A 23,551-nucleotide genomic window follows, 5' to 3' on the forward strand; every position below is an offset into this window, starting at 1 on the left:
TCCGGCAATGCGTTGAAAATGCTTTGACCGTCGATTCCTCCGTGCTGCACAGTTGTGTCAGAACAACGAGAGGGGGGAACGTCGTGAACATCGGCAGGAGGTCCGGGGGGACTTCGTGGAACGGCGATCCGTCGCGATCGAGAATCGCTGACGGAGAACACGTCCACCCGCGCTGACGCACATTGATTCGTCGATCGGCGATGGTGGTGTGAAACGGCGCCGTTCTTGTCGGGAATTCGGCGGAACGGTCCGTCGGGGGTGTGACGCGCACTCGTCTCCGGTGCGCGTCACCGCCCGGTCCTCACGGGGTGGGCCGGGCGACCCCCAGCACGTGCTCGGCGACTCGCCACCCAGGTGAACAGTGGTCCCCCCGGTGGTGGAACGGTGTTTGCGAGCGTGGTCACCCGGGTACTCGGCGTGGTGTCGCGGGCCCGGCTGGCGGGCTCGTGATTCCCACGGGAGGGCGTCATGAGCCACTCGACCGCCGGTCGTGTTCGTGTCCGAGTCGCCGGCCTCCAGCCCGCCCAGGTGCTGGCTGGACTGGCGGGCATCGCGTTCGTCGTGATCGGCGTCGCCGGTTTCGTGCGCACGGGATTCGGGGAGTTCACCGGCGAGCACCACGCGACACTGCTCGGATTCGCCATCAACCCGCTGCACAACGTGGTCCACCTCGCCCTCGGTGTGCTCGGTCTTCTGATGTCCACCGGATCCGGACTGGCGCGCACCTACGGCTGGATCTTGTTCCTGGGCTACGGCGCCGCGTTCGTGTGGGGGCTGATGCTCGACGGCATCATCTCCACCAATCCGGTGTCCGGTCTGGGCAATCCGCTGAACCTCAACTCCGCCGACACGTGGCTGCACCTCGGCTTCGCGGCGCTCGGCCTGCTGATCGCCGTGCTGCCCGCGCGCCGCAAGATCGTTCCGATCGACGCGCCCGCCGAGCCGGCCACCCGGACCGCTCCGGAGGAGACCGCGGACCGCACCGCCCCGCTGCACACCGGGGAGAACGCCCACCGCGACAGCTCGATCCGCGACGGTGCCACCCGCGAGGAGCCGCTCACCGAGCAGGTCCCCACCCACCGGAGCACCCGGCACCCCCACAACTCCTGATCCACCGGTCGAGCGTTCGGGACACGGCAGCGGTCCGGCCGTGTCCCGAACGCGTCTCGCGGTGCCCGGCCGCTCGACGCGCATCGCTGGCGCGGGAGGATCGCGAGGACTGGCATCCTGGGGCCGGTGTCGACCAACGAGATCCTGGACCGCCTCGCCGAACTGGCCGGTGGTGAGAACGCGGCCGTGGCGTGGGCCACCGGCCTGCTGGCCCTGCTCGGCGTGGTCGTGCACGGCGTCTGGCGGTACAGCCGCAACGTCGTCACCATCGCCCACGAGGGCGGGCACGCGCTGTTCGCCCTGCTGTCCGGACGGCGGCTGTCCGGCGTCCGCCTGCACTCCGACACCTCCGGCGTGACCGTGTCCGCCGGACGGCCCACCGGGCCGGGCATGGTGGTGACCGCGTTCGCCGGGTACGTCACGCCGTCGCTGCTGGGCCTGGGCGCGGCCGCGCTCGCGTCGAACGGGCAGGTGCGGCTGCTGCTCTGGATCAGCATCGGCTTCCTCGCCGCGATGCTCGTGGTGATCCGCAACGTCTTCGGCGTGATCTCCGTCGTCGCCACGGGCGCGATCGTGTTCGTCGTGTCGTTCTACGCCGACCCGCCGTGGCAGGCCGCCTTCGCCTCGCTGTTCAGCTGGTTCCTGCTCCTCGGCGGTGTGAAACCGGTCGGCGAGCTCCAGCGCAAGCGCCGCCGAGGACGCGCTCCCGACTCCGACGCGGACCAGCTCGCCCGGCTGACCCGCGTGCCCGGCCTGCTCTGGGTGGCGCTGTTCGGCGCGATCTCCCTGGGCGCCCTGTTCCTGGGCGGCGGTCTCCTGCTCTCCCGGTAGTCCGGTTGATCTTCGGCGCGGGTGGGTAGACGAGGCGCATGGTCATGAACGACATCCCCACGCCCGACAGCCCGCAGGACGCGGGAGGACCCGACTCCGTCGAGGACGACGCCTCGGCGCTCTCGGCCGCGGAGTTCGTCGACGAGGAGGTGCTGGGCGTCGACGACCCGGAGGACGTCATGGACCCGGCCGAGCACTGGTCGGCCGCCACCCGGTTCGGCACCACGGCGAACGAGCAGCGCACGGGGGAGACCCTGGACGACAAGCTGGCCGAGGAGGTGCCGGACGTCGTGCCGGAGGACTCCGCGCGCCCGCCGGTCGCGAGCACCCCGCTGGAGGAGCTGGACCAGACCGTGGACGAGCCGATCGACGACCCCTTGGACGACGTCGACCTCGATCCCGTCGTGGAGGACCGCCGGGCGTCGATCGAGTGATGGTTGTCAAGTCGGGGAGAAAACCGGTGGTGGTGAGGTTTGCTCCTCCGGAGGGTGCGGGTACGCCGTGATCAGAGGCAACCAGTCCTAGGAGATCACGATGACCAGCACCACCCGTCTCCCCAAGCCCGTGTCCGAGTCCTGGGACTGGCAGATGGACGGCCTGTGCCGAGGGCAGAACAGCGCCGTGTTCTTCCACCCGGACAACGAGCGCGGTTCCGCTCGCAGCGCCCGCGAGTCCAGGGCCAAGGAGATCTGCAACCACTGCCCGGTGCTCGCCCAGTGCCGTTCTCACGCGCTGGAGGCGCAGGAGCCCTACGGCGTCTGGGGAGGCATGGGCGAGGACGAGCGCCGTCGGCTCATCGCCTCGTCCCGGCGTCGCCTCAGGACGGTCACGACGATGCAGTGACCGCCCCGCGGCGAACGCCGGGACGGGCGTTCGTCACTCCTCCAGCACGTCTCGCAGCTGGCGCAGCGTCTTCGCGAGCAGTCGCGACACGTGCATCTGCGAGATACCGATCTTCTGCGCGATCTGCGTCTGCGTCATGTTCCCGAAGAACCGCATGACGACGATCTTGCGTTCTCTCTCCGGCAGCTGTTCCAGCAGCGGGTGCAACGCCTCCCGCTGCTCGATCATCTCCAGCTCCGGGTCCTCCTCGCCCAGCGTGCTGCCCAGCGAGATCGAGCTGTCCTCGTCGAGCAGCAGGTCGTCCAGCGACGAGCTGTGGTAGGCGTTGCCCGCCGCCAGTCCCTCGTGGACCTCCTCGCGGGTCAGCCCCAGGTGCTCGGCCAGCTCGCTGGGCGTCGGCGCCCGGCCGAGCTGCTGGGACAACCGCGACGACCCGCCGTTGATCGCCAGGTGCAGCTCCTTGAGCCGCCTGGGCATCCGCACCGACCAGCTGGAGTCGCGGAAGTACTTCCGCACCTCGCCCATGATCGTCGGCACGGCGAACGACAGGAAGTCGCTGCCCCGCTCCGGGTCGAAGCGGTCCACCGCGTTGATCAGGCCGACCGTGGCCACCTGGACCAGGTCGTCGTAGGGCTCGCCCCGGTGTCCGAACCGTCGTGCGATGTGCTTGGCGACCGGCAGGTGCTCGGTCACCAGACGATCGCGCAGCGGCTCCCTGGCACGGTCGCCCGCGTCGAACGTGGCGAGTTCCGCGAACAGCGGTGCCAGGTGGTCGTAGTCACCGTGCGAACCGGATCCGGTGGGCCGCTTGGCGCCCTCGTCCGATCCCGTCACTCATTCACCGTCCCCGCAGACCGCTTCACGAGGTCGATGTGGACCACGAACCGGTCGTCGTCCGGTGCCACCCAGGTGGACACCGAGTCCACCAGCGCCGACAGCACGCGCCAGCCGAAGCTGTCCCTGTCCGGCGGGGCGGACCCCTCCGACGTGGCCTTCGTGGAAACCTGCACCGCCCCGTCGACGACGACGAACTGGCAGCTCAGCACCGTCTCCGGCACCGCCATCTCGATCAGCGTGGAGCACGCCTCGTCGACGGCCAGCTTGAGGTCCTCGATGGAGTCCAGGTCGAAGTCCTGCCTCATCGCCATGTCCGCCGCGACCGCTCGCACGATCGACAGCTGCGTCGGATTCGCAGCCATGCGGAGCTCGACCCCCTGCAGCACGTTGCCTGACTCGCCGCTGTGCGGCTCAGCTTGCGACACGCTCACCTCGTAGTCCGTTCCTGTTGGGCCAGCTCTGACGCTAGCGGTACCCGGAATGATCGCTCCTCACACGTGTGACGAGGTCACCGGCGTGGGTGCCGGGAGGAGTCCGCCCTCGTGGAACACCGGCGGTCGTCTCCCCCGCGGGGAGAGGAGGGCCGTGACGGACGACGGGACGGGTGCGGACCGGGCCGAGGACGGCCGGGCACCGAGCGCGTCGCCGAACTCGCCGTCCAGCACGCCACGAGCGACCCCCGACCGGCCGTGCGCGGCGCTCGTGGAGGAACCGCGTGGGGTGGTGGTGCGGGGAGAGGTCCCGGCGCGCGACGGGCGGGCCGCGACCGTGTGCGCCGGACCGCCGACGTCCACGAGGTCCGACCCCGCGACCGGCGACGGCCCGGTGCCGCTACCGCTGAGCCGCGAGGGCCTCGTCCACGGTCGGGAAGACGCTGAAGACGTCGCCGAGACCCGTGGCGATCAGCGGCCGGGTGACCGCGCGGTCCTCCGCGACCACGGAGAACGCGGTGCCGCGGTGCTCGCTCTGCTGGAGCGCCTCGACGAGCACGGCCAGCCCGGCCGAGCCGAGGAACCTGACGCGGGTCATGTCGAGCACCAGCACGGTGCTGCCGTCGAGCTGCGCGCGGACGGCGGAACGGAGCTCCGGCGCGGACACCATGTCGATCTCACCACCGACCGACACCACCGAGACCCCGTCACCGCGGTCGTCCACGACGACGTCGATGGTCTGCTCGGCTCGTGCGTTCGCACCCACCGGGTCCACCTCGGCGGGGGTGGTGGCTCCGCTCGTCGACACGACGTCCGGATCCTGAACCGTCACGAGTTCTCCCTACTTCTCCGTGATGAAGCGTGAGGTGGGGAGCCCGACCTGTGCGGAACGGGCGTGACACGCCCGTGCAGCGGAACGCGACAACTCCTCGCGAGCCGGAACTCCCCGGCGCGGCTGTTGGCTCAACCGCTGCGGCGTCAACGGTACGGACGCGGTTGCGGGGCCACAAGCCGGACGGGCCGGTGGTGGCCGTCTCGTGACAGCACCGCGAGCGCGGCGGTGACCCGCGCCGCCGCCCGCCGTCGTGTCCGGCGGGGGGTCCGCGCCGGGAGGAGCCCGTCGCGCGCGGCGCCGCTCGCCGCCGGGAACGGTGCCACCACCTCCGCCGCCGAGCGCGCAGCATCCGGCCAGGCGACACCTCTGACCAGCCCTTTTCGCGAAGATGATCAGTCCGGGTGTAGTGCGTCACCCGATGTGCGGTGTTCGACGCACGGTGAGCGGTCGATCGCGGCGGGCTTTGTCACCCGTCCGGCGTTCATCCGGGGTCCACCTACGTGCCATCGGGCGACGGTAGCCACCCGATGGTCGAACGAGGGGCGGATCGAGGGGGTGTCCCAGCTCACCGTGGCGGAGAATTTCCCCCGGAGCACCGCCGCGGTCCGCGGCGACACCACGCGGAGGGATCGAACCGAGATGAGCGTCGACACCGAGACCGGGTACGAGATCGTGTCCCCGGCACCCGACGCGGCGCTGCCCACCGCGCCGTGCAGCGTCGTGTGGAGTCACGGTCACGCCTACGTCCTGGAGGGCTTCCGCGCCCGCTGGGTCGGCGTCGACGACCGCGGCCGTCCCCAGGCCTTCAGCGGTGCCGACCTCCAGCGCAGGGGCTGGACCCGCACCCGCTGCCGCTGAGCCCTACGATTCCCGCACCACACCAGTCGCGGGAGCCGGGGGCCGATGAACACGGAGCAGGGCGTCGAGGAGCCGGTGGACCGCTGGCTCACGGTGCCCAACGCGCTGAGCGTGCTGCGCCTGGCCGGTGTGCCCCTGTTCCTCTACCTGCTGCTCGGCCCGGAGGCCGACGGGTGGGCCGTGCTCGTGCTGGTCCTGGCCGGCTTCTCCGACTGGCTCGACGGCAAGCTCGCCCGCTGGCTGGACCAGACCAGCCGCCTCGGCGCGCTGCTCGACCCGGCCGCCGACCGCCTCTACATCTTCTCGACGCTGCTGGCCTTCGTCCTGCGCGACATCGTCCCCTGGTGGGTCGCCGCCGGGCTGATCGGCCGCGAACTGGTGGTCGGCGTGTTCCTCCTGCTGCTGCGCCGCGCCGGGTACGGGCCGTTCGAGGTCAACTACGTGGGCAAGGCCGCGACCTTCAACCTGCTGTACGCCTTCCCGCTGCTGCTGCTGGCGGGAGGCGACTCGACCGCGGCCGAGATCGCGCGGCCGATCGCCTACGCCTTCATGCTGTGGGGCGGGGCCCTCTACCTCTGGTCGGCCGCCCTGTACGTCTACCAGGGCGTCCGCGCCCTCGCGGAGGCGCGCGGAGGTGCTGGCCGGGAGGTGGCCGGTGCCTGAACGGACGACCCCGCGTGGGAAGATCACGGCAGCTGGCCACCGCTGCACGCTCGACCGATCCGGACGGGCGGGGAAGTCCACCATCGATCAAGGAGTGCGCTGAAGGTGATTCCCGAGGAGCTCAAGTACACCGAGGAGCACGAGTGGGTGCTGCGCACGGGCGACGACACGGTGCGCGTCGGCATCACCGACTACGCCCAGGAGCAGCTCGGTGACGTCGTCTTCGTCCAGCTCCCCGAGCTGGGGGAGAAGGTGACCGTCGGGCAGGTGCTCGGCGAGGTCGAGTCGACCAAGAGCGTGTCCGACATCTACGCCCCGCTCGTGGGCGAGGTGGTGGCGCGCAACGACTCCCTCGACCAGCAGCCCGAGCTGGTCAACTCGGACCCGTACGGCGAGGGCTGGATGGTGGAGCTCCGCCTGGCAGACCCCGCGGAGGTCGACGGACTGCTCGACGCGTCCGCGTACCAGGAGCTGGCGGCTCAGGCGTGACGACGATCTTCCGGCGACTCCTCGACCGACTGGGGAGCCGCTCCTCGGGTGCCGGTCCTGGCACGATAGGTTCTAGTGGTCTCGACGGTTCCAGCAGCAGGAGGAGAGCTCAGGTGAGCACGAACGACGGGCCAGGCGTTCCGCCGGAGCAGTCCCCGGAGCGGACCTCCGTTTTCCGGGCGGACTTCCTCGCAGAGGTCGAGGGCGCCGAGGCGCCCGCGCAGGAGCCGGCGGTCGCCGGTGTCGACGCACTGCCTGCCGGGTCCGCCCTGCTCGTGGTCAAGCGCGGCCCCAACGCGGGATCTCGTTTCCTGCTGGACCGCGACACCACCAGCGCCGGCCGCCACCCCGACAGCGACATCTTCCTCGACGACGTGACGGTCTCCCGTCGCCACGCGGAGTTCCGCCGCGAGGGCGGGGAGTTCGTGGTGATCGACGTCGGCAGCCTCAACGGCACCTACGTCAACCGCGAGCCCGTCGACCAGGCCGTGCTGGCCAACGGTGACGAGGTCCAGATCGGCAAGTTCCGCCTGGTGTTCCTCACCGGTCCGGGGGCCGGGGGTCAGGGACCCCGGTGACAGCGGCCGGGCGGCCACAGCGCGGGGGTCTGAGCATCGGGGCGGTGTTGTCGCAACTCCGTCCCGAGTTCCCCGACGTGACCATCTCCAAGATCCGCTTCCTCGAGTCGGAGGGGCTGGTTCGCCCGGCGCGCACGTCCTCGGGGTACCGGCAGTTCACCGCGGCCGACGTGGAGCGGCTCAGGTTCGTCCTGGCCGCCCAGCGCGACCGCTACCTGCCCCTGAAGGTCATCAAGGAGCAGTTGGACGCCGCCGAGCAGCAGGAGGACGTCCCGCGCGCGTCGCGTCCCCTCGTGGCGGTGGAGGACGAGCCGGTCCGGCCCTTCGCCGCCGCGGAGTTCGAGCCGGACAGCGTGCCGCGGCTGACGGCCGAGGAGCTCCTCTCCCGCTCCGGCATCGACCGGGCGGTGCTCGTGGACCTGGAGCAGTACGGTCTGATCAGGCCGGGTCCGGCCGGCTTCTACGACCCGGACGCCGTGGTCGTCGCGAGCACCGTACGGGCCATGACGGAGTACGGCATCGAGCCCCGGCACCTGCGGGCGTTCCGCGCGTCCGCCGACCGCGAGGTCGGTCTCCTGGAGCAGATCGTCACACCGATGTACCGGCAGCGCGGTTCCGACGCGCGCGGCCGGGCCGACGAGGCGGTGCGGGAACTGGCCGCGCTCTCCGTCACCTTGCACACACTGCTCGTCAAGGCAGGTCTGAGGAACGTGGCGGGCGGCTGAGTTCCGCGCAGGTGAAGCGGGGTGCGGCGGTGTCCGCATCGTGATGCGGAAGTTGTGCGCGGTTGCGCACTGAGCCCGCTTGGCGGGTAGCGTCGAAGCAGTAGGTGGGGGATCCTCGTGACAACGGGGACGCCAGCAACAGCAGTGCTGAGGGAGGCGAGACCCGATGAGCGAGATGCGCGTCGTGGGCGTGCGGGTGGAGTTGCCCGCGAACCAGCCGATCCTCCTTCTCCGCGAGACCGAGGGCGAGCGGTACCTGCCGATCTGGATCGGATCGGTGGAGGCCACCGCCATCGCACTGGAGCAGCAGGGTGTGCGTCCGGCACGCCCGCTGACCCACGACCTCCTCAAGGACGTCATCGGTTCGCTGGGGCGTCAGCTGGAGCAGGTGAGGATCACCGATCTCCAGGAGGGCACGTTCTTCGCCGAACTGGTCTTCGACGGCGACGTGCGGGTGTCCGCCCGGCCGAGCGACTCGGTCGCGCTGGCGCTGCGCGCCGGTGTGCCGATCCACGCCGAGGAGTCGGTCCTGGCCGAGGCCGGACTGATCATCCCGGACGAGCAGGAGGACGAGGTCGAGAAGTTCAGGGAGTTCCTGGACTCGGTGTCGCCGGAGGACTTCCGCGGCGCGGACACCTGAGCCGGACCCCCGAGCACCGGCCCGTTCCGGTACGACGTCCACGAGGCGCGCACGATCCCCAGGGGGCGTGCGCGCCTCGTGCGTTGTCGGACCGTGATCAACACGCCGTCGCCCTCCCCGATCGTGAGCCTCTTCCGAGCTACCCTCTGCACGGGACCGTTGGCTAAACACTCACTAAACGCCGCTCGTTCGAGTGAGCAGACGGCAAAGTCTCGACCTCGACCAGAGGTTGAGGAATTTCAGCTTCCGCGCGTCGCGTTGACCTGCCCGCACCCCGGTCTTACCGTCGGGTGCGAGCGGATCGCGACAGCGCGGGCGTCGCCACCGGCCGGTGACCCCGGCCGCGGGACGCCCGGCGGTGACCCGGACCGCGGAACCGTCGCGCAGCAGGTCTGCGCGATCGTCCCGCGCGGCGGCGTCACGTGGTCGCGGTGCGTACCGGCGGTCCCCGTGTGGACGCAGGGTGTGGTCGTCGGCCGGAAGGCCGGACGAGGGGAGGCAGTCGTGGTCGAGGAAGCGCCCGTGTGGGCCGGATCCGGAGAACAGGGCGAACTGTTCCCGGACTCCTCGCTACCGGACGAACTCGTCGGCTACCGGGGACCCGCCGCGTGCCAGATCTCCGGCATCACCTACCGGCAGCTCGACTACTGGGCGAGGACCGGGCTCGTCGCGCCCACGATAAGGAGCGCCCACGGCTCCGGCAGCCAGCGGTTGTACTCGTTCAAGGACGTCCTGGTGCTCAAGGTGGTCAAGCGGCTGCTGGACACCGGTGTCTCGTTGCAGAACATCAGGGTCGCCGTGGAGCACCTGCGCAGCCGCGGTGTGCAGGACCTGGCCAGGATCACGCTGTTCAGCGACGGCACGACCGTCTACGAGTGCACCTCGCCCGAGGAGGTCGTCGACCTGCTCCAGGGCGGCCAGGGCGTGTTCGGCATCGCCGTGAGCGGGGCGATGCGCGAGATCAGCGGCACGATCCACGAGTTCCCCGCCGAGCGGGCGGACGGCGCCGAGATCGCGCCGGCCACCGAGGACGAACTGGCCAGGCGCCGCCGCGAGCGAGCCATCGGCTGATCACCTCCCACTGAGACCCGCGTCGCGCCGTCGCGGGGGTGGCGGCCGGGTACGATTCGCGCGTGGTCGCTGAACCCGCGCGGGAGAGTCCGGGCTGATCACGAGTCCGGCACCGAAGGAGCAAGTCCTCCCCCGGAACCTCTCAGGTGCCAAGGACCGCGCGGGCGAGACACCTCTGGAAAGCGGAACGGGACGAGTCCCGGCCCCACCGACGGTGCAAGCCCGGTTCGTCACGGGTGAAGCTCTCAGGTGCCCGCCGTGCGGGTGTGGACAGAGCGGGGAGGGCAACGGCAGGAATCTGTCCGCAGCCCGAACCACCGGAGGCGCTTTCCATGACGCAGGACCGCATCCCCCTCGCCGCGCTGGAGCACGGCGCCCCGTTCGCCGACCGCCACGTCGGTCCCCGCCCCGCCGAACTGGCCCGCATCCTGGACGTCGTCGGCGTGGGATCGCTGGAGGAGCTGGCGCAGCGCGCGGTGCCCGACTCGATCCGCGAGCGCGAACTGGTGCTGGACCTGCCCGCTCCCGCCACCGAGACCGAGGCGCTCGCCGAGCTGCGGGCGCTGGCGTCCCGCAACCGGCCCATGACGCAGATGATCGGCCTCGGCTACTACGGCACGATCACGCCCGCGGTGATCCGGCGCAACGTCCTGGAGAGCCCCGCCTGGTACACGGCCTACACGCCGTACCAGCCGGAGATCTCCCAGGGGCGGCTGGAGGCGCTGCTCAACTTCCAGACCGTGATCGGCGACCTGACCGGCCTGCCGCTGGCCAACGCCTCCATGCTCGACGAGTCCACCGCCGCGGCCGAGGCCATGACGCTGGTCCGCCGCGCCGGTCGTTCGAAGTCCGCGAAGTTCGTCGTGGACGCCGACACGCTGCCGCAGACCCTCGCGGTGATCGAGACCAGGGCCGAGCCGCTGGGCATCGAGATCGTGGTGGCCGACCTGTCGCAGGGCATCGAGGGCCTCGGCCTCGGCGGCGACTTCTTCGGGGTCCTGCTGTCCTACCCCGGCGCCTCGGGCGTGGTCCGCGACCAGGAGGCGCTGATCGCGGAGATCCACGGCTGCGGCGCGCTGGCCGTCGTCGCCGCCGACCTGCTGTCGCTGGCGCTGCTGCGCCCGCCCGGCGAGGTCGGTGCGGACGTCGTCGTCGGCACCACCCAGCGCTTCGGCGTGCCCATCGGCTTCGGCGGCCCGCACGCGGGCTACATGGCCGTGCGCACCGGTCTGGAGCGCCAGCTTCCCGGCCGCCTGGTCGGCGTGAGCGTCGACGCCGACGGCAACCCGGCGTACCGCCTCGCCCTCCAGACCCGCGAGCAGCACATCCGCCGCGAGAAGGCCACGTCGAACATCTGCACCGCCCAGGTGCTGCTCGCCGTCATCGCCTCGATGTACGCCGTCTACCACGGCCCCGACGGCCTGCGCGCCATCGCGACCCGCGCGCACCGCATGGCCACCGTCCTCGCCGCCGGGTTGTGCGAGGGCGGCGTCGAGGTGGTGCACGGCGAGTTCTTCGACACCGTCCGGGCCGAGGTGCCCGGTCGCGCTGCGCAGGTCGTCGCCGCCGCGCGCGAGCTGGGTGTGAACCTGCGCCTGGTCGACGCCGACCACGTGGCCGTCGCCTGCGACGAGACCACGACCCGCGCGCACCTGACGGCCGTGTGGCAGGCGTTCGGCATCACCGGTGTCGACGTCGACGCGCTCGACGCCGACACCGCCGACGGCATTCCGGCGGAGCTGCGCCGCACGTCGGAGTACCTGACGCACCCCGTGTTCCACACCCACCGCTCGGAGACGGCGCTGCTGCGCTACCTGCGCGCGCTGTCGGACAAGGACGTCGCGCTCGACCGCAGCATGATCCCGCTGGGCTCCTGCACGATGAAGCTCAACGCGACGGCCGAGATGGAGCCGATCACCTGGCCCGAGTTCGCCGACCTGCACCCCTTCGCGCCCGCCGAGGACGCGGAGGGCCTGCTGTCCCTCGTCGGCGACCTGGAGCGCTGGCTCGCCGAGGTCACCGGCTACGACGCGGTCAGCGTCCAGCCGAACGCCGGCAGCCAGGGCGAGTTCGCCGGGCTGCTGGCCATCCGCGCCTACCACCGCGACCGCGGTGAGGCCGCCCGCGACGTCTGCCTGATCCCGTCCAGCGCGCACGGCACCAACGCCGCGAGCGCGGTCATGGCCGGGATGCGCGTGGTCGTCGTGAAGTGCGACGAGCACGGCAACATCGACCTGGCGCACCTGCGGGAGACCGTGGACGCCCACCGCGACGACCTCGCCGCGATCATGATCACCTACCCGTCCACGCACGGCGTCTACGAGGACACCGTGCGCGAGGTGTGCGCGCTGGTGCACGACGCCGGTGGTCAGGTCTACGTCGACGGCGCGAACCTCAACGCCCTCATCGGTCTCGCCCAGTACGGCAAGTTCGGTTCGGACGTCTCGCACCTGAACCTGCACAAGACGTTCTGCATCCCGCACGGCGGCGGTGGCCCCGGCGTCGGCCCGATCGGCGTGCGCTCGCACCTCGCGCCGTTCCTGCCGAACCACCCGCTCCAGCCCGCCGCGGGGCCGGCGACCGGTGTCGGCCCGATCAGCGGCGCTCCCTGGGGCAGCGCGTCGATCCTGCCGATCTCCTGGGCGTACGTGCGGATGATGGGCGCCGACGGCCTGCGCCGCGCGACGCTGACCGCCGTGGCCGCCGCGAACTACGTGGCCCGGCGCCTGGACGAGCACTACCCGGTCCTCTACACCGGCGAGGGCGGCTTCGTGGCCCACGAGTGCATCCTCGACCTGCGCCCGATCACGAAGGCGACCGGCGTGACCGTGGACGACGTGGCGAAGCGGCTGGCCGACTACGGCCTGCACGCGCCGACGATGTCGTTCCCCGTCGCGGGCACCCTCATGGTCGAGCCGACCGAGAGCGAGGACCTCGCCGAGCTGGACCGCTTCGTCGACGCGATGATCGCGATCAAGCACGAGATCGACCTGGTCGGCTCCGGCGAGTGGCCCGCCGACGACAACCCGCTGCGCAACGCCCCGCACACGGCGGCGTCGGTGGCGACGGAGTGGGACCACCCGTACAGCCGCGAGGTGGCGGTGTTCCCGGCGGGGCTGACCGCGCCGAAGATCTGGCCCCCGGTGCGGCGCATCGACGGCGTCAAGGGCGACCGCAACCTCGTGTGCAGCTGCCCGCCCATCACCGCCTACAGCTAGGTCCGCGCCAGGGGGGCGGGAGCACCACCGGTGCTCCCGCCCCCCTGTCACGTGCGGATCAGCTCGTCGGCGACCCACCGCGCCGCCGCCCGGTGCGGGTGCTGGTCCTCCCGGTGCCGGAAGCGGTGGTCAGCGACGCCGCAGCGCCGGATCGAGCAGCGCGGGCGGCGTGTCGTTCTTCTCGTGCGCGGCCAGGTCGACACCGGGGGCGACGATCGCGTCGATCGCGTCCAGCACGTCGGCGGACAGCACGGTGTCGGCGGCGGCGAGCTGCGAGCGCAGGTGGTCCAGCGTCCGGGGGCCGATGAGCGCGCTGGTGACGGCCGGGTGCGCGGTGACGAACCCGAGCGCGAGCTGGATCATGGTCAGCCCGGCCTCCGCGGCGACCTGCGCCAGCCGCTCGACGGCGTCGAGCTTGGCCCGGTTGGCGGGCAGCGAGGTGTCGAAGCGCTGCGGCATGAACGCCGAGCGGCTGGTCGTGATCTCCCGGCCCTCGCGGATCGCGCCCGACAGCCAGCCCGAGGCCAGCGGGCTCCACACCAGCACGCCCAGCTCGTACTGCTCGGCCACGGGCAGCACGTCGGCCTCGACCCCGCGTTGCAGGACCGAGTAGGCGGGCTGCTCGGTGACGTAGCGGCTCAGGTGGTGCTCGCGGGCGGCCCACTGGGCCTGCACGACGCGGTGCGCCGGGAAGGTCGACGAGCCGAAGTGGCGGATCTTCCCCGCGCGCTGGAGGTCGGTCAGCGCCGACAGCGTCTCCTCGTCGCCGGTGCTCGGGTCCCACCGGTGGACCTGGTACAGGTCGACGTGGTCGACGCCGAGGCGGCGCAGGCTGCCCTCCAGCGCGGTGATCAGCCAGCGGCGCGATCCGCCCCGGTGGTTGCGCTCGTCGCTCGCGGGCAGACCGGCCTTCGTGGCCAGCACGACGTCGTCGCGGCGACCGGCGACGGCCCTGCCGACCATCTCCTCCGACTCGCCGCCGCTGTAGACGTCGGCGGTGTCGACGAGGTTGATCCCGGCTTCGAGGGCGGCGTCGACCACGGCGGTGGCCTCGTCCAGGGTGGTGCGCCCGATCCTGCCGAAGTTCATCGCGCCGAGTGCGAGTGAGCTGACCTGCACACCGGTGCGGCCCAAGGTGCGGTACTGCACGATCGTGTTCCTCCGTCGTGGTGAGGCGCGGTGTGACCGTGCGGCCCCGCTCTGACGTCGCGGGACAACCGGAACCGTGCTCCGGAAACGATACGGAACAAGGTTCCGGTTGACAAGCCCGGTGGAGGAGGCGGTGCTGTCGAGCAGGTGCACCACCGCCCCGGGCCGTCCACCGCGTCGCAGGGCCGACCGTCCCGCGGCTGCTCGTCGCAACTCGTCACCCGGACGGTTCCGGTCGTGCGGGTGCTCGTGTCACGGAGCCGGCACCGGGTGTGCGCCAGCCCGTGCCGGGCAGCCGGGGACAATCGGGTCGTGCGCGCCGGTCGTCTGCTGTCCCTGCTGCTCCTGCTCCAGGCCAGGGGCCGGATGACCGCGCAGGAGATCGCCGACGAGCTGGAGGTGTCGGTCCGCACCGTCTACCGCGACGTCGAGGCGCTCGGCTCGGCCGGAGTGCCGGTGTACTCCGACCGCGGCCCGCACGGCGGCTACCGCCTGCTCGACGGCTACCGCACCCGGCTGACCGGGCTGACCCGCGAGGAGGCCGAGGCGCTGTTCCTGGCCGGGATGCCGGGACCCGCCGCGGAACTGGGCCTGGGCACGGTCGTCGCCGCGGCGCAGCTCAAGGTCGTCGCGGCGCTGCCCCCGGAACTGAGGTCGCGCGCCGGGCGCGTCCAGGAGCGCTTCCACCTCGACGCGCCCGGCTGGTTCCGCGGCGAGGAGCGCACCCCGCACCTCGCCGCCGTCGCGGAGGCCGTGTGGCAGCAGCGCGCGCTGCGGGTGCGCTACCAGCGCTGGGGCAGCGCGGCGATCGAGGTGGAGCGGGTGGTGCACCCGCTCGGCCTCGTCCTCAAGGCCGGGACCTGGTACCTCGTGGCGTGCGCGGACGGGCCCGGCGTGCGCACCTACCGGGTGTCGCGCGTGCTGGAGCTGGAGGAGCTCGCCGAGACCTTCGAGCGACCGGCGGGCTTCGACCTGGCCGAGTTCTGGGCGGGGTGGTCGGAGCGGTTCGTCGACCGCCTGTACGGGGCGCGCGTCGTGGTGCGGCTGTCCGAGCGGGGAGTGCGCCGGGCGGCGTACCTGCTCAGCCCGCCCGCCGCCCGCGCGATCCGGGAGAGCGCCGCCCGGCCGGGCCCGGACGGCTGGACGGAGCTGGAGCTGCCCACCGAGGGGCTGGAGCACGCCGAGTCCGACCTGCTGCGCCTCGGCGGTGACGCCGAGGTGGTGGCCCCGGCGGAACTGCGCGACCGCGTGGTGGCCGCCCTCACCGCGCTGTGCGCCGTCTACCCCGAGGTGCGCCGCGGCGGGTGATCACCGAACGGGAGCCGTGGAGAGCAGCTCCGCGAGCGCCGGGTCGAGACCGCTGGCGTCGTCCACGACCGACAGCGTGCCACCGGTGCGCCCGGCGATCTCCGACAGCGGCAGCCGCTCCGGCTCCGACCCGATGGCGACGACGCTGATCGGCACGGGGTTCGCGCCGACCTGGAGCTGGTCCATCCGCGCGGTGAGCTGCTGGAAGTTCAGGCCGCCGTCGTTGGGGCCGTCGGTGATCACGACGATCCGATTCTGCTTGCCCTGCTGGAAGTCGCGCTGCGCCGACTCGTAGACGGCGACGAGGCTCGTGTAGAGCTGGGTCGCGCTGCGCGGCTCCAGCCGGGCGATGCCGTCGAGCAGGGCCTGCCGCTGCTCGGCCACGGGCTTCGTCGGCACGAGCTGGCGGTACGGCACGTCCCCGTCGAGCGCGCGGGAGAACTCCCACAGCCCGAGCGAGCCGGACACCGAGCGCTCGACCTGGCCGGACAGCGCCGTGCGCAGCCAGTCGACGCGCGTGCGACCGCCGCCGCCGTCCTCCTCCATCGAGCCGGACACGTCGACCAGGACGGTGACGACCTGGCCGCCGTCGGACGCGGTGGCCCAGGCCGCGGAGATCTGCTGGGTGGTGGTGGCGTCCGCGGCGACGAGGTTCTCCGTCGTGGCGGCCCACCGGACGCCGGGCGACGGGCTCGGCCGGACGGACGTCGCCCCGACCCGCAGCCCCGCCTCGGCGAGCACCGTCTGCTGGTCGTCCTCGGTGAGGAACTCCCGGAAGCTCTGCGCCGCGCGCTCCTGCGCCTCGCTGACGTCGTCACCGGCCAGGGGCACGAACGGGAAGTCGGCCACCGGCGTGGGACCGCCCGCGGCGACCCCGTGCAGCGGTTGCGCGGGCGCCGCGCCGCCGTCCGCGCCGACGTTGTGGCGGTACAGGTCGACCTCGAACACCGGCACCGCGCTGAACCCGGCCCCGTTCACGCTCGGGGCCTCGCTCATCCGGTCCAGCGCCTCCCAGGTGCTCTCCGGCGCGTTCGCCGGTTTGGTCGCGGCGAACCGGGCGAGGGTGTCCTTGACCGGCTGGAGCGCGAGCACGTCGGCGGTCACCGGGCCGCGGCCGTCGGGACTGGCCCCGGCCAGCGCGGACTGGACGGCCATGGCGGTGGCGGTGTTCGTCGTCGGGTCGGGCATGGCGACGGTGAGCGGGCCCCACTCCGGCTTGCCGTAGCGGGCCCACCCCGCGCTGTCGGAGGTGACCTCGGGCAGGTCGGTCCAGCGGAAGCTGCTGCCGCTCATCAGCGCCTGCGACGCCGCCTCGGGCAGCGCGAGCAGCACCGGGCTCGTGGCCACGGACTCGGGCACCGCGCCGATCAGGGCGTGGTTCTGCGCGGCGAGCCGGTCGGCCCACAGCGTCGAGTCGGGCAGCCACGCCTGAACGCGCTCGCCGAGGTCCGCGGTGTTCCAGTCCTGGGTCAGGCCCTCCAGCACCAGTTCCGAGTCCACGGCCTGCACCTCGACGCGGATGCAGTGGTCGTAGACGACCGGACGGGTCGCGCTCCACCGCTGGGCCACGTCGCGGACCGCGTCGCCGATGCTCGGGGTGACCGCGACGCGCAGGACGGCCTCGCCCTCGCTGCAGTCACCGGCCTGGGCGGCGGTCCGGCGTTCGAGCACCCCGCCCATCCACGTCCAGCTGAGCCAGCCCAGCACCACGAGGACGACCAGGCCGACCACGGCGACGGGCCAGCCGGCGATGCCACGCCGCACCCTCGTCCGCAGCGTGCGGTGTCGAGCCATCACTTCCCTCTCCCGGAACGACTCCTGGCGACTGGTGGTCCCGTCGCCGCCCCCGAGGCGGCGCTCACGCTAACAGGTGATCTCCGGGCCGGGTGTGAAGTCGCGGCGGCCCGACTCAGGTGGGAACCCGTCCCAGCAGCTCGTCGCACAGGTCGACCAGCCGCTGCCGCAGCGGAGCGCCCTCGGCGGCGAACTCCGCCTGCCGTCGCGCGTAGTCCGCGCGTCCCGCCGCGGTCTCGATCGGCACCGCCGGGTAGCCCAGCGCGGCCAGGTCGTACGGGCTGGCCCTCATGTCCAGCTCGCGGATGCGCACGGCCAGGTCGAAGCAGTCGGCCACCAGCTCGGACGGCGTCGCCGGGTCGAGCTTGTAGGCCCACTTGAACAGGTCCATGCCCGCGTGCAGGCAACCGGGCTGCTCCAGGTCGACCTGAGCCTCGCGGGTCGGTTGCAGCGCGTTGCGCGGCCGGGCCGGAGGGGTGAAGAAGCGGAACGCGTCGAAGTGCCCGCACTGCACCCGACTGGACTCCACCACCCGGTCGGTGCCGTCCGCGCCCAGGCGCAGCGGCCACGCGCCGTGCCTGACCTGCTCCGGCTCCTGCCGGTAGACCATCGCCCACTCGTGCAAGCCGAAGCAGTTCAGCCGCGGTGGGCGGGACGCCGTCGCGGTGAGCAGCGACCGGACGAACTCGGCCGTGCCGCGCCGGGCCGCCAGGAACGAGTCGAGGTCCAGGGTCACGCCGTCGGCGGTCTCCACGTGGTGCGGCCACGCCAGGTACTCCCGCGCCGCGTCGCCCGCCAGCACCACGCCGGGACCGGGGTGCCAGCGCTCCAGCCGCACGGGGCGGTGGGAGTAGTAGGTGAAGAGGAAGTCGAGGACCGGGTGCTTCTCCCGGCGCTGCCTGCGCTCCTGGTGGGGGCCGGTCCACCGGCGCACCCGCTCGACGTGCGCGCGACGGCGGTCCTGCCACTCCCGCTCGGCCAGCACCACCACGTCCACGGGTGTCCACGGTACGTCACCCGGATGCGCGGCCCCGCGCGCGTCCGGGCGCGAGAAGATCCGTGCCGATCGACGAAAGCGCTCGCCAGTAGCTCCGCGTGTTGGCACACTCGCTCACCGTGAACAGCGGGCGGGAAGACCGGGGCTGGGGACGTCTGCAGGCGGTAGCGGTGAGCGGTTCCTGCGGGGAGGGGCTGGTCGTCACGGCGGTGCCGCTGCTCGTCCTGGAGATCACCACCGATCCGCGGGACGTGTCGCTGGTGACCGTGGTGGGACAGCTGCCGTGGCTGCTGCTGTCGCTGGTGGCGGGGGCGCTGATCGACGCGGTGCCGCGCCGCGCGCTGCTGTCCGCCGCGTTCGCCGTGCAGGCCGTCACGGCGCTCGTGCTCGCCGCGGCTGCCGCCGGCGGGTGGCTCGGTCTGCCGCTGCTGCTCGCGGTGTCGTTCGTCGTGGTCGCCGCGCAGGTGGTGGTCGAGGGCGTGCGCGGCGCGATGGTGCCCGACGTCGTCGACTCCGACCGGCTCGACGCGGCGAACGCCCGGATGATGGTCATCGACCGGGGGGTCGTGCAGTTCACCGTCCCACCGGTCGCCGGGCTGCTCGTCGCGCTGTCGACGGGAGCTCCGGCGTGGATCGCGGCGTCGGCCGCGCTCGTCGCCCTCGCGCTGACCCGCGGCCTGCCCGTGCACGTGCCCGTCTCCCGCCGGCCGGGCCACCCGCTGCGCGGCATCACCGACGGCCTGCGGTTCCTCGTCGCCAGTCCCCTGCTGCGCGCCATCACGATCAAGGTCGCGATCGGCAGCCTGGCCTTCACCACCGGCTACGCCACGTTCGTCCTCTACGCCACGGAGGTGCTGCACGCGAACGCGGTCGGCTACGGCCTGCTGCTCGGCGCCTCGGCCCTCGGCTGGGTGCTGTCGTCGTTCCTCGTGGGCCGCCTGACCGCCCGCTTCGGCTACTCGGGCGCGATGCGGGGCGGAGCCGCGATCGCCGCGCTCTGCATGCTGGTGCTGTGGGTGGTGCCGCCGCGCTGGCCCCTCGTCGCCGCCGTCCTGGTGCTGTTCGCGGGCAGCACGCTGGCGTGGAACGTCGGCTCCCAGTCCAGTCGGCAGCGCTTCACCCCACCGGAGCTGCTCGGCCGCGTCCTCGCCGGTCACCGCGCCCTGACCTGGAGCTTCATGCCCGTCGGCGGCCTGCTCGGCGGGCTCGTGGCGACGCACTGGGGTCTGCGCTCGACGTGGCTGGTCGCGGCCGTCGTCGACGCCGCCGGTCTGCTGCTGGTGTGGCGGGCGCTGTCGGCCGAGGCGTTCGAGCGCGAGCGCACGGCCGTCGAACCCGCGTGACGCGCTGACTACTCTTCGGCGTGTGACGTACGACGACCAGGTGCTCGTGTTCGACGCCGACGACACCCTGTGGGAGAACAACGTGCGGTTCGAGCGGGTGGTGACCGCGTTCCTGGACTGGCTGGCACGCCCGACGCTGGACCGCGCCGAGGCCCGGACGATCTTCGACGACGTGCAGCGGGCGAACGCCGGGGTGCACGGCTACGGCACGAGGATGTTCCTGCGCAGCCTCGGCGACTGCTTCGAGCGGCTCGCCGAGCGCCCGGCCACCGACGCGGAGCGCCGCGAGATCGAGCAGCTCGCGTCCTCGCTCGCCGACCGGACCGTGGAGCTGGTGCCCGGTGTCGCGGAGACCCTCTCCGAGCTCGGCACCCGTCACGACCTGCTGCTGCTCACCAAGGGGGAGGAGCGGGAGCAGCGGGACAAGATCGACGCCTCGAACCTGGCGCACCACTTCCGCGCCGTGCACGTCGTGGCCGAGAAGGACCCGGACACCTACCGGTGGCTCGTGGAGCACCACTCGCTGACGCCGGAGTCGACGTGGATGATCGGCAACTCGCCCCGCTCCGACGTGCTGCCCGCGCGGGCGGCGGGGCTGAACGCCGTGTTCGTCCCGAACGAGAGCACGTGGGTGCTGGAGCACGGCGAACTGGACCCGACCGACGACCGCGTGCTGACCCTGCGCGCGTTCCCCGACCTCCTGGAGCACTTCTGATGCGCGCCCCCTCGGTGTCCTGCGTGTTCGTCTGCCACGACGGGGCCGGGCGGGTGCTGCTGGCCCGGCGCGGCGCGGGAGCCCGCGACGAGCCGGGCACCTGGGACACCGGGGCCGGGGCGCTGGAGTTCGGCGAGTCGTTCGCCGAGGCCGTGACCCGCGAGGTGGCGGAGGAGTACTCCGCCCGCGTGCTGGGCCTGGAGACGGTCGGGGTGCGCAACGTGCTGCGCGGCGACCCCGTCACCTCGCACTGGGTGGCCGTGGTGTTCGCCGTGCACGTCGACCCGGCCGAGGTGCGCATCGGCGAACCGCACAAGTTCGACGAGCTCGGCTGGTTCACCGCCGACGCGCTCCCGCGGCCGCTGCACTCCCAGCTGCCGGAGACCCTCGCCCTCTACGCCGCAAGGGGGGCGTGAGCGGTCGGCTCGCACCCCCCTCCCCAGAACGGGATCAGCTGTCGGGGGCCACGTGGGTCCCGTCCCGGACGATGCCCACGTACTCCTCGACCAGGTCCTCCAGCGCCACCACGCCCAGCATCCGCCCGTCCGGGCCGACGGCCCTGGCCAGGTGGCTCTGCGCCCGGCGCAGCGCGGCCAGCGCCTCGTCGAGCTTCGCGTCGGACGGCACCTCGGGTAGCCCGCGCACGCGGGAACGCGGCACCGGCGTGGACGGATCGCTGCTCGCCAGGTCCAGCACGTCCTTGACGTGCAGGTACCCCAGGACCCCGCCGCGCTCGGTGCGCACCGGGAAGCGCGAGTAGCCCGTCGCCGTCACGGCCGCCTCGACCTCGCCCACGGTCGGCGAGTCCGACACGGTGGTCAGCCGGTCCAGCGGCACCAGCACGTCGGCCACGGTCCGCTCGGCCGACGACAGCGTCTTCGCCAGCCGCCGGTGCTCGGAGTCCTCGATCAGGCCCTCCTGCTTGGACTCCGCGATCAGCAGCGACAGCTCGTCGGGCGTGTAGGCCGACTCGAGCTCGTCCTTCGGCTCGACCTTCATCAGCTTCAGCACGCCGTTGGAGGCGATGTTGAACATGCTGATGAACGGCTTGACGATCTTGATGAACCCGACGTGCACCGGAACCAGCCAGATGGCCAGCTTCTCCGGGTTCGCGATGGCCAGGTTCTTCGGCACCATCTCGCCGAGCAGGATGTGCGCCACGACCACGAACAGCATCGCGATGGTGAACGCGATCGGGTGCAGCACCACGGCGGGGATCGACAGCGGGTGCAGGGCGGTCTCGATGACGTGCGCCACCGCCGGTTCGCCGAGGCGGCCCAGCAGCAGCGACGAGATCGTGATGCCCAGCTGCGCGCCCGCCAGCATCAGCGAGACGTCGCGACTGGCCTTGATGACCACGGCGGCCCGGCTCACGCCGCGCTCCACCATCGCCTCCAGCCGGTCCCGGCGCGCGCTGATCAGCGCGAACTCGGCGCCGACGAAGAACGCGTTGCAGGCCAGCAGCACCACGGTCAGCAGGAGGGCGCTCACGTCGCTCACGCGCTCACCCCCGACGGCTCGCGGTCACCGGTCTGCGCGACGCGCAGCTCGGCGACCCGGTGGCGGTCCATCCGCATCACGGTGATCCGCCAGCTGTCCACCACGACCTCCTCGCCGACGACCGGTATGCGGCCCAGCCGGGCCAGCACGAGCCCGGCGAGGGTCTCGTAGTCGCCGTCGGGCATCCGGAAGCCGGTGGCCTCCGACACCTCGTCGTCGCGCAGCAGACCGGACACCATCCAGCTGTTGCGGCCCAGCGGCCGCACCGGCGCGGCCTCGCGGCGGTCGTGCTCGTCGCGCACGTCGCCGACGATCTCCTCCACGACGTCCTCCAGCGTGACCAGCCCCGCCGTGCCGCCGTACTCGTCCACGACCAGCGCGGCCTGGAGCCCGGAACCGCGCAGCCGGTCCAGCAGCGCGTCGCCCTCCAGCGTCTCCGGCACCGTCGGCACCGGCCTGGTCAGGGCGGACAGCCGGGTCGTGGCGCGCTGCGCGTGCTGCACGGCGAACGCCTGCTTCACGTGCACCATGCCGCGGACCTCGTCCAGGTCGCCGTCGTGCACCGGGAAGCGGGAGAAGCCGGTGTGGCGGGCCGCCTGGATGAGGTCGGGCACGCACGCGTCGGCGCGCAGCGCCTCCACCTGCACGCGCGGCGTCATCAGCTCGCCCGCGGTCCGGTCGCCGAAGCGCAGCGAGCGGCCCAGCAGCGTGGCGGTGCCCTCGTCGATCGTGCCGTGCTCGGCGCTGGAGCGCACCAGCGCGCCCAGCTCCTCCGGCGAGCGGGCCGAGGCCAGCTCGTCGGCGGGCTCCACGCCGAGCCTGCGCACCAGCCAGTTGGCCGACCCGTTCATCATGGTGATCAGCCAGCGGAACGCGTTCGAGAACGCCGCCTGCAACCCGGCGACCGCGCGGGCGGTCTCCAGCGGCTTCGCGATGGCGAGGTTCTTCGGCACCAGCTCGCCGAACACCATCGACAGGGTGGTGGCCAGCGCCAGCGCCACGGCCAGGGCCAGGGGGTCGGCCACGCCGATCGGGACGCCGATCGCGGTCAGGCCGGGCTGGAGCAGTTCGGCGATGGCGGGTTCGGCGATGAAACCCGTGATGAGGGTGGTGAAGGTGATCGCGAGCTGCGCCCCGGAGAGCTGGAACGACAGCGAGCGGTGAGCCTTCTGGACCGTCTTGGCCTTCGCGTCGCCCACCTGGGCGACGTGGGCGTCGACGGTGCTGCGTTCGAGGGCGGTCAGGGAGAACTCGGCGGCCACGGCGACGAAGGTGCCGAAGGTGAGAGCGACCACGGCGAGCAGACCGAGAACGCTGAGCAGGACGCCGGTCACCGATCACCTCGCGGGGTGGATCGGACCAGGTCGATGTGGCAGCCGGGGCTGAAGCCCGGCTCAGTACTGCAACCGGGTGACTGCGCGTCGCGCACGGAAGGGGTCACTCCTCGCTGAGGTGTCATGGACGTGGACGTCCATTTTAGAGTCAACGCACGTCGGGCGCGCGATGTTCCGGTCGGCGACGTGCCGGGGGCCGGGGGGGGGGGGGCCCGCCGGGGCGCGCCGACCCCCCCCCCCGGCCCCCCCCCCGGCCGGGCGCCCCCCGCGCCGCCCGGCCGG

The 23,551-nt window shown here is 72.4% G+C and carries 24 protein-coding genes and 1 riboswitch; of the genes, 16 read left to right on the top strand and 8 right to left on the bottom strand.

All coding sequences use genetic code 11. The features are described from left to right. The first annotated feature begins 468 nt into the window (after window positions 1-468). The 4 genes from IMZ35_RS28330 to IMZ35_RS28345 all read left to right on the top strand — a co-directional run bounded on the left by IMZ35_RS28330 (window position 469) and on the right by IMZ35_RS28345 (window position 2,784). Window positions 469-1,110: a DUF4383 domain-containing protein gene (locus IMZ35_RS28330; RefSeq protein WP_199444263.1), complete on the top strand. Its 642-nt coding sequence runs from the start codon at window positions 469-471 to the stop codon at window positions 1,108-1,110. Window positions 1,111-1,236: 126 nt separating this feature from the next. After that, a complete protein-coding gene (locus IMZ35_RS28335) occupies window positions 1,237-1,941 on the top strand; it encodes a M50 family metallopeptidase (protein ID WP_307868953.1) in 705 nt (234 codons plus the stop codon). A gap of 44 nt (window positions 1,942-1,985) precedes the next feature. Then, window positions 1,986-2,375 (top strand): hypothetical protein, encoded by a 390-nt coding sequence (locus IMZ35_RS28340; protein WP_199444264.1) that lies wholly within the window; start codon window positions 1,986-1,988, stop codon window positions 2,373-2,375. A 100-nt stretch (window positions 2,376-2,475) separates the two neighbouring features. After that, the gene (locus IMZ35_RS28345; protein ID WP_199444265.1) at window positions 2,476-2,784 is read left to right on the top strand and encodes a WhiB family transcriptional regulator; all 309 of its coding nucleotides are present in this window, start codon (window positions 2,476-2,478) and stop codon (window positions 2,782-2,784) included. A gap of 33 nt (window positions 2,785-2,817) precedes the next feature. Here IMZ35_RS28345 and IMZ35_RS28350 read toward each other — a convergent pair whose 3' ends face one another. The 3 genes from IMZ35_RS28350 to IMZ35_RS31185 form a co-directional block, all read right to left on the bottom strand. Next, window positions 2,818-3,618 (bottom strand): SigB/SigF/SigG family RNA polymerase sigma factor, encoded by an 801-nt coding sequence (locus IMZ35_RS28350; protein ID WP_199444266.1) that lies wholly within the window; start codon window positions 3,616-3,618, stop codon window positions 2,818-2,820. Then, the gene (locus tag IMZ35_RS28355) at window positions 3,615-3,983 is read right to left on the bottom strand and encodes an ATP-binding protein (RefSeq protein WP_199444267.1); all 369 of its coding nucleotides are present in this window, start codon (window positions 3,981-3,983) and stop codon (window positions 3,615-3,617) included. The genes IMZ35_RS28350 and IMZ35_RS28355 overlap by 4 nt, the downstream gene beginning before the upstream one ends. A gap of 469 nt (window positions 3,984-4,452) precedes the next feature. Further along, on the bottom strand, window positions 4,453-4,884 hold the full coding sequence (locus IMZ35_RS31185; RefSeq protein WP_199444268.1) for an anti-sigma factor antagonist: 432 nt from the start codon (window positions 4,882-4,884) through the stop codon (window positions 4,453-4,455). A 642-nt stretch (window positions 4,885-5,526) separates the two neighbouring features. Here IMZ35_RS31185 and IMZ35_RS28365 point away from each other — a divergent pair. From IMZ35_RS28365 to gcvP, 8 genes are all read left to right on the top strand, one after another. Next, entirely contained in the window at window positions 5,527-5,745 is a 219-nt protein-coding gene (locus IMZ35_RS28365; RefSeq protein WP_199444269.1) for a hypothetical protein, read from the top strand. Window positions 5,746-5,790: 45 nt separating this feature from the next. After that, window positions 5,791-6,408, top strand: a complete 618-nt coding sequence (gene clsA / locus IMZ35_RS28370; RefSeq protein WP_199444270.1) for a cardiolipin synthase ClsA — start codon at window positions 5,791-5,793, stop codon at window positions 6,406-6,408. A gap of 105 nt (window positions 6,409-6,513) precedes the next feature. Continuing rightward, window positions 6,514-6,897, top strand: coding sequence for a glycine cleavage system protein GcvH (gene gcvH, locus IMZ35_RS28375; RefSeq protein ID WP_199444271.1), 384 nt, complete (start codon window positions 6,514-6,516; stop codon window positions 6,895-6,897). A gap of 113 nt (window positions 6,898-7,010) precedes the next feature. Continuing rightward, the gene (garA, locus tag IMZ35_RS28380; RefSeq protein ID WP_199444272.1) at window positions 7,011-7,475 is read left to right on the top strand and encodes a glycogen accumulation regulator GarA; all 465 of its coding nucleotides are present in this window, start codon (window positions 7,011-7,013) and stop codon (window positions 7,473-7,475) included. Continuing rightward, entirely contained in the window at window positions 7,472-8,200 is a 729-nt protein-coding gene (gene ftsR, locus IMZ35_RS28385; RefSeq protein ID WP_199444273.1) for a transcriptional regulator FtsR, read from the top strand. The genes garA and ftsR overlap by 4 nt, the downstream gene beginning before the upstream one ends. A gap of 166 nt (window positions 8,201-8,366) precedes the next feature. Further along, the gene (locus tag IMZ35_RS28390) at window positions 8,367-8,840 is read left to right on the top strand and encodes a bifunctional nuclease family protein (protein WP_199444274.1); all 474 of its coding nucleotides are present in this window, start codon (window positions 8,367-8,369) and stop codon (window positions 8,838-8,840) included. 504 nt (window positions 8,841-9,344) lie between these two features. Continuing rightward, window positions 9,345-9,911, top strand: a complete 567-nt coding sequence (locus tag IMZ35_RS28395; RefSeq protein WP_199444275.1) for a MerR family transcriptional regulator — start codon at window positions 9,345-9,347, stop codon at window positions 9,909-9,911. A gap of 70 nt (window positions 9,912-9,981) precedes the next feature. Next, a riboswitch (glycine riboswitch) is annotated at window positions 9,982-10,080 on the top strand. Between the two features lie 163 nt (window positions 10,081-10,243). After that, a complete protein-coding gene (gcvP, locus tag IMZ35_RS28400; protein ID WP_199444276.1) occupies window positions 10,244-13,129 on the top strand; it encodes an aminomethyl-transferring glycine dehydrogenase in 2,886 nt (961 codons plus the stop codon). A 129-nt stretch (window positions 13,130-13,258) separates the two neighbouring features. Here gcvP and IMZ35_RS28405 read toward each other — a convergent pair whose 3' ends face one another. Next, window positions 13,259-14,278, bottom strand: coding sequence for an aldo/keto reductase (locus IMZ35_RS28405; protein ID WP_199444277.1), 1,020 nt, complete (start codon window positions 14,276-14,278; stop codon window positions 13,259-13,261). Window positions 14,279-14,590: 312 nt separating this feature from the next. Here IMZ35_RS28405 and IMZ35_RS28410 point away from each other — a divergent pair, with 312 nt between their 5' ends. Then, on the top strand, window positions 14,591-15,586 hold the full coding sequence (locus tag IMZ35_RS28410; protein WP_199444278.1) for a helix-turn-helix transcriptional regulator: 996 nt from the start codon (window positions 14,591-14,593) through the stop codon (window positions 15,584-15,586). On the opposite strand, the gene IMZ35_RS28415 is transcribed toward IMZ35_RS28410, so the two are convergent. Both IMZ35_RS28415 and IMZ35_RS28420 read right to left on the bottom strand, forming a co-directional pair. Continuing rightward, a complete protein-coding gene (locus IMZ35_RS28415) occupies window positions 15,587-17,380 on the bottom strand; it encodes a substrate-binding domain-containing protein (protein ID WP_199444279.1) in 1,794 nt (597 codons plus the stop codon). A gap of 115 nt (window positions 17,381-17,495) precedes the next feature. After that, window positions 17,496-18,371 carry a 3-methyladenine DNA glycosylase gene (locus IMZ35_RS28420; protein ID WP_199444295.1) on the bottom strand — a complete coding sequence of 292 codons (876 nt, stop codon included), beginning with the start codon at window positions 18,369-18,371 and terminating at the stop codon, window positions 17,496-17,498. Between the two features lie 176 nt (window positions 18,372-18,547). On the opposite strand from IMZ35_RS28420, the gene IMZ35_RS28425 reads away from it, so the two are divergent. Genes IMZ35_RS28425 through IMZ35_RS28435 form a run of 3 tightly spaced genes read left to right on the top strand, consistent with a single transcriptional unit; the run spans window position 18,548 to window position 20,851 of the window. Beyond that, complete coding sequence (locus IMZ35_RS28425; protein WP_307868957.1) at window positions 18,548-19,720, top strand: MFS transporter; 1,173 nt, start codon at window positions 18,548-18,550, stop codon at window positions 19,718-19,720. A gap of 22 nt (window positions 19,721-19,742) precedes the next feature. After that, window positions 19,743-20,435: an HAD family hydrolase gene (locus IMZ35_RS28430; RefSeq protein ID WP_199444281.1), complete on the top strand. Its 693-nt coding sequence runs from the start codon at window positions 19,743-19,745 to the stop codon at window positions 20,433-20,435. Further along, window positions 20,435-20,851, top strand: coding sequence for an NUDIX domain-containing protein (locus tag IMZ35_RS28435; protein ID WP_199444282.1), 417 nt, complete (start codon window positions 20,435-20,437; stop codon window positions 20,849-20,851). The genes IMZ35_RS28430 and IMZ35_RS28435 overlap by 1 nt, the downstream gene beginning before the upstream one ends. Window positions 20,852-20,885: 34 nt before the next feature. Here the strand turns inward: IMZ35_RS28435 and IMZ35_RS28440 are convergent, their stop codons facing one another. After that, complete coding sequence (locus IMZ35_RS28440; protein WP_199444283.1) at window positions 20,886-21,935, bottom strand: hemolysin family protein; 1,050 nt, start codon at window positions 21,933-21,935, stop codon at window positions 20,886-20,888. Beyond that, window positions 21,932-23,269, bottom strand: a complete 1,338-nt coding sequence (locus IMZ35_RS28445) for a hemolysin family protein (protein ID WP_199444284.1) — start codon at window positions 23,267-23,269, stop codon at window positions 21,932-21,934. Before IMZ35_RS28445 ends, IMZ35_RS28440 begins: the two co-directional genes overlap by 4 nt. Between the last annotated feature and the right edge of the window lie 282 nt (window positions 23,270-23,551).

The organism is Umezawaea beigongshangensis (genome assembly GCF_016464305.1).
Classification (GTDB): Bacteria; Actinomycetota; Actinomycetes; order Mycobacteriales; family Pseudonocardiaceae; genus Umezawaea_A; species Umezawaea_A beigongshangensis.

What these genes read in the sequence shown, in the direction of transcription:
- gcvP (WP_199444276.1), top strand. Translation starts at nt 10,244, where the DNA reads ATGACGCAGGACCGCATCCCCCTCGCCGCGCTGGAGCACGGCGCCCCG.
- IMZ35_RS28355 (WP_199444267.1), bottom strand. Translation starts at nt 3,983, where the DNA reads ATGGCTGCGAATCCGACGCAGCTGTCGATCGTGCGAGCGGTCGCGGCG.
- IMZ35_RS28415 (WP_199444279.1), bottom strand. Translation starts at nt 17,380, where the DNA reads ATGGCTCGACACCGCACGCTGCGGACGAGGGTGCGGCGTGGCATCGCC.
- clsA (WP_199444270.1), top strand. Translation starts at nt 5,791, where the DNA reads ATGAACACGGAGCAGGGCGTCGAGGAGCCGGTGGACCGCTGGCTCACG.
- IMZ35_RS28330 (WP_199444263.1), top strand. Translation starts at nt 469, where the DNA reads ATGAGCCACTCGACCGCCGGTCGTGTTCGTGTCCGAGTCGCCGGCCTC.
- IMZ35_RS28365 (WP_199444269.1), top strand. Translation starts at nt 5,527, where the DNA reads ATGAGCGTCGACACCGAGACCGGGTACGAGATCGTGTCCCCGGCACCC.
- IMZ35_RS28345 (WP_199444265.1), top strand. Translation starts at nt 2,476, where the DNA reads ATGACCAGCACCACCCGTCTCCCCAAGCCCGTGTCCGAGTCCTGGGAC.
- IMZ35_RS28340 (WP_199444264.1), top strand. Translation starts at nt 1,986, where the DNA reads ATGAACGACATCCCCACGCCCGACAGCCCGCAGGACGCGGGAGGACCC.
- IMZ35_RS28390 (WP_199444274.1), top strand. Translation starts at nt 8,367, where the DNA reads ATGAGCGAGATGCGCGTCGTGGGCGTGCGGGTGGAGTTGCCCGCGAAC.
- IMZ35_RS28435 (WP_199444282.1), top strand. Translation starts at nt 20,435, where the DNA reads ATGCGCGCCCCCTCGGTGTCCTGCGTGTTCGTCTGCCACGACGGGGCC.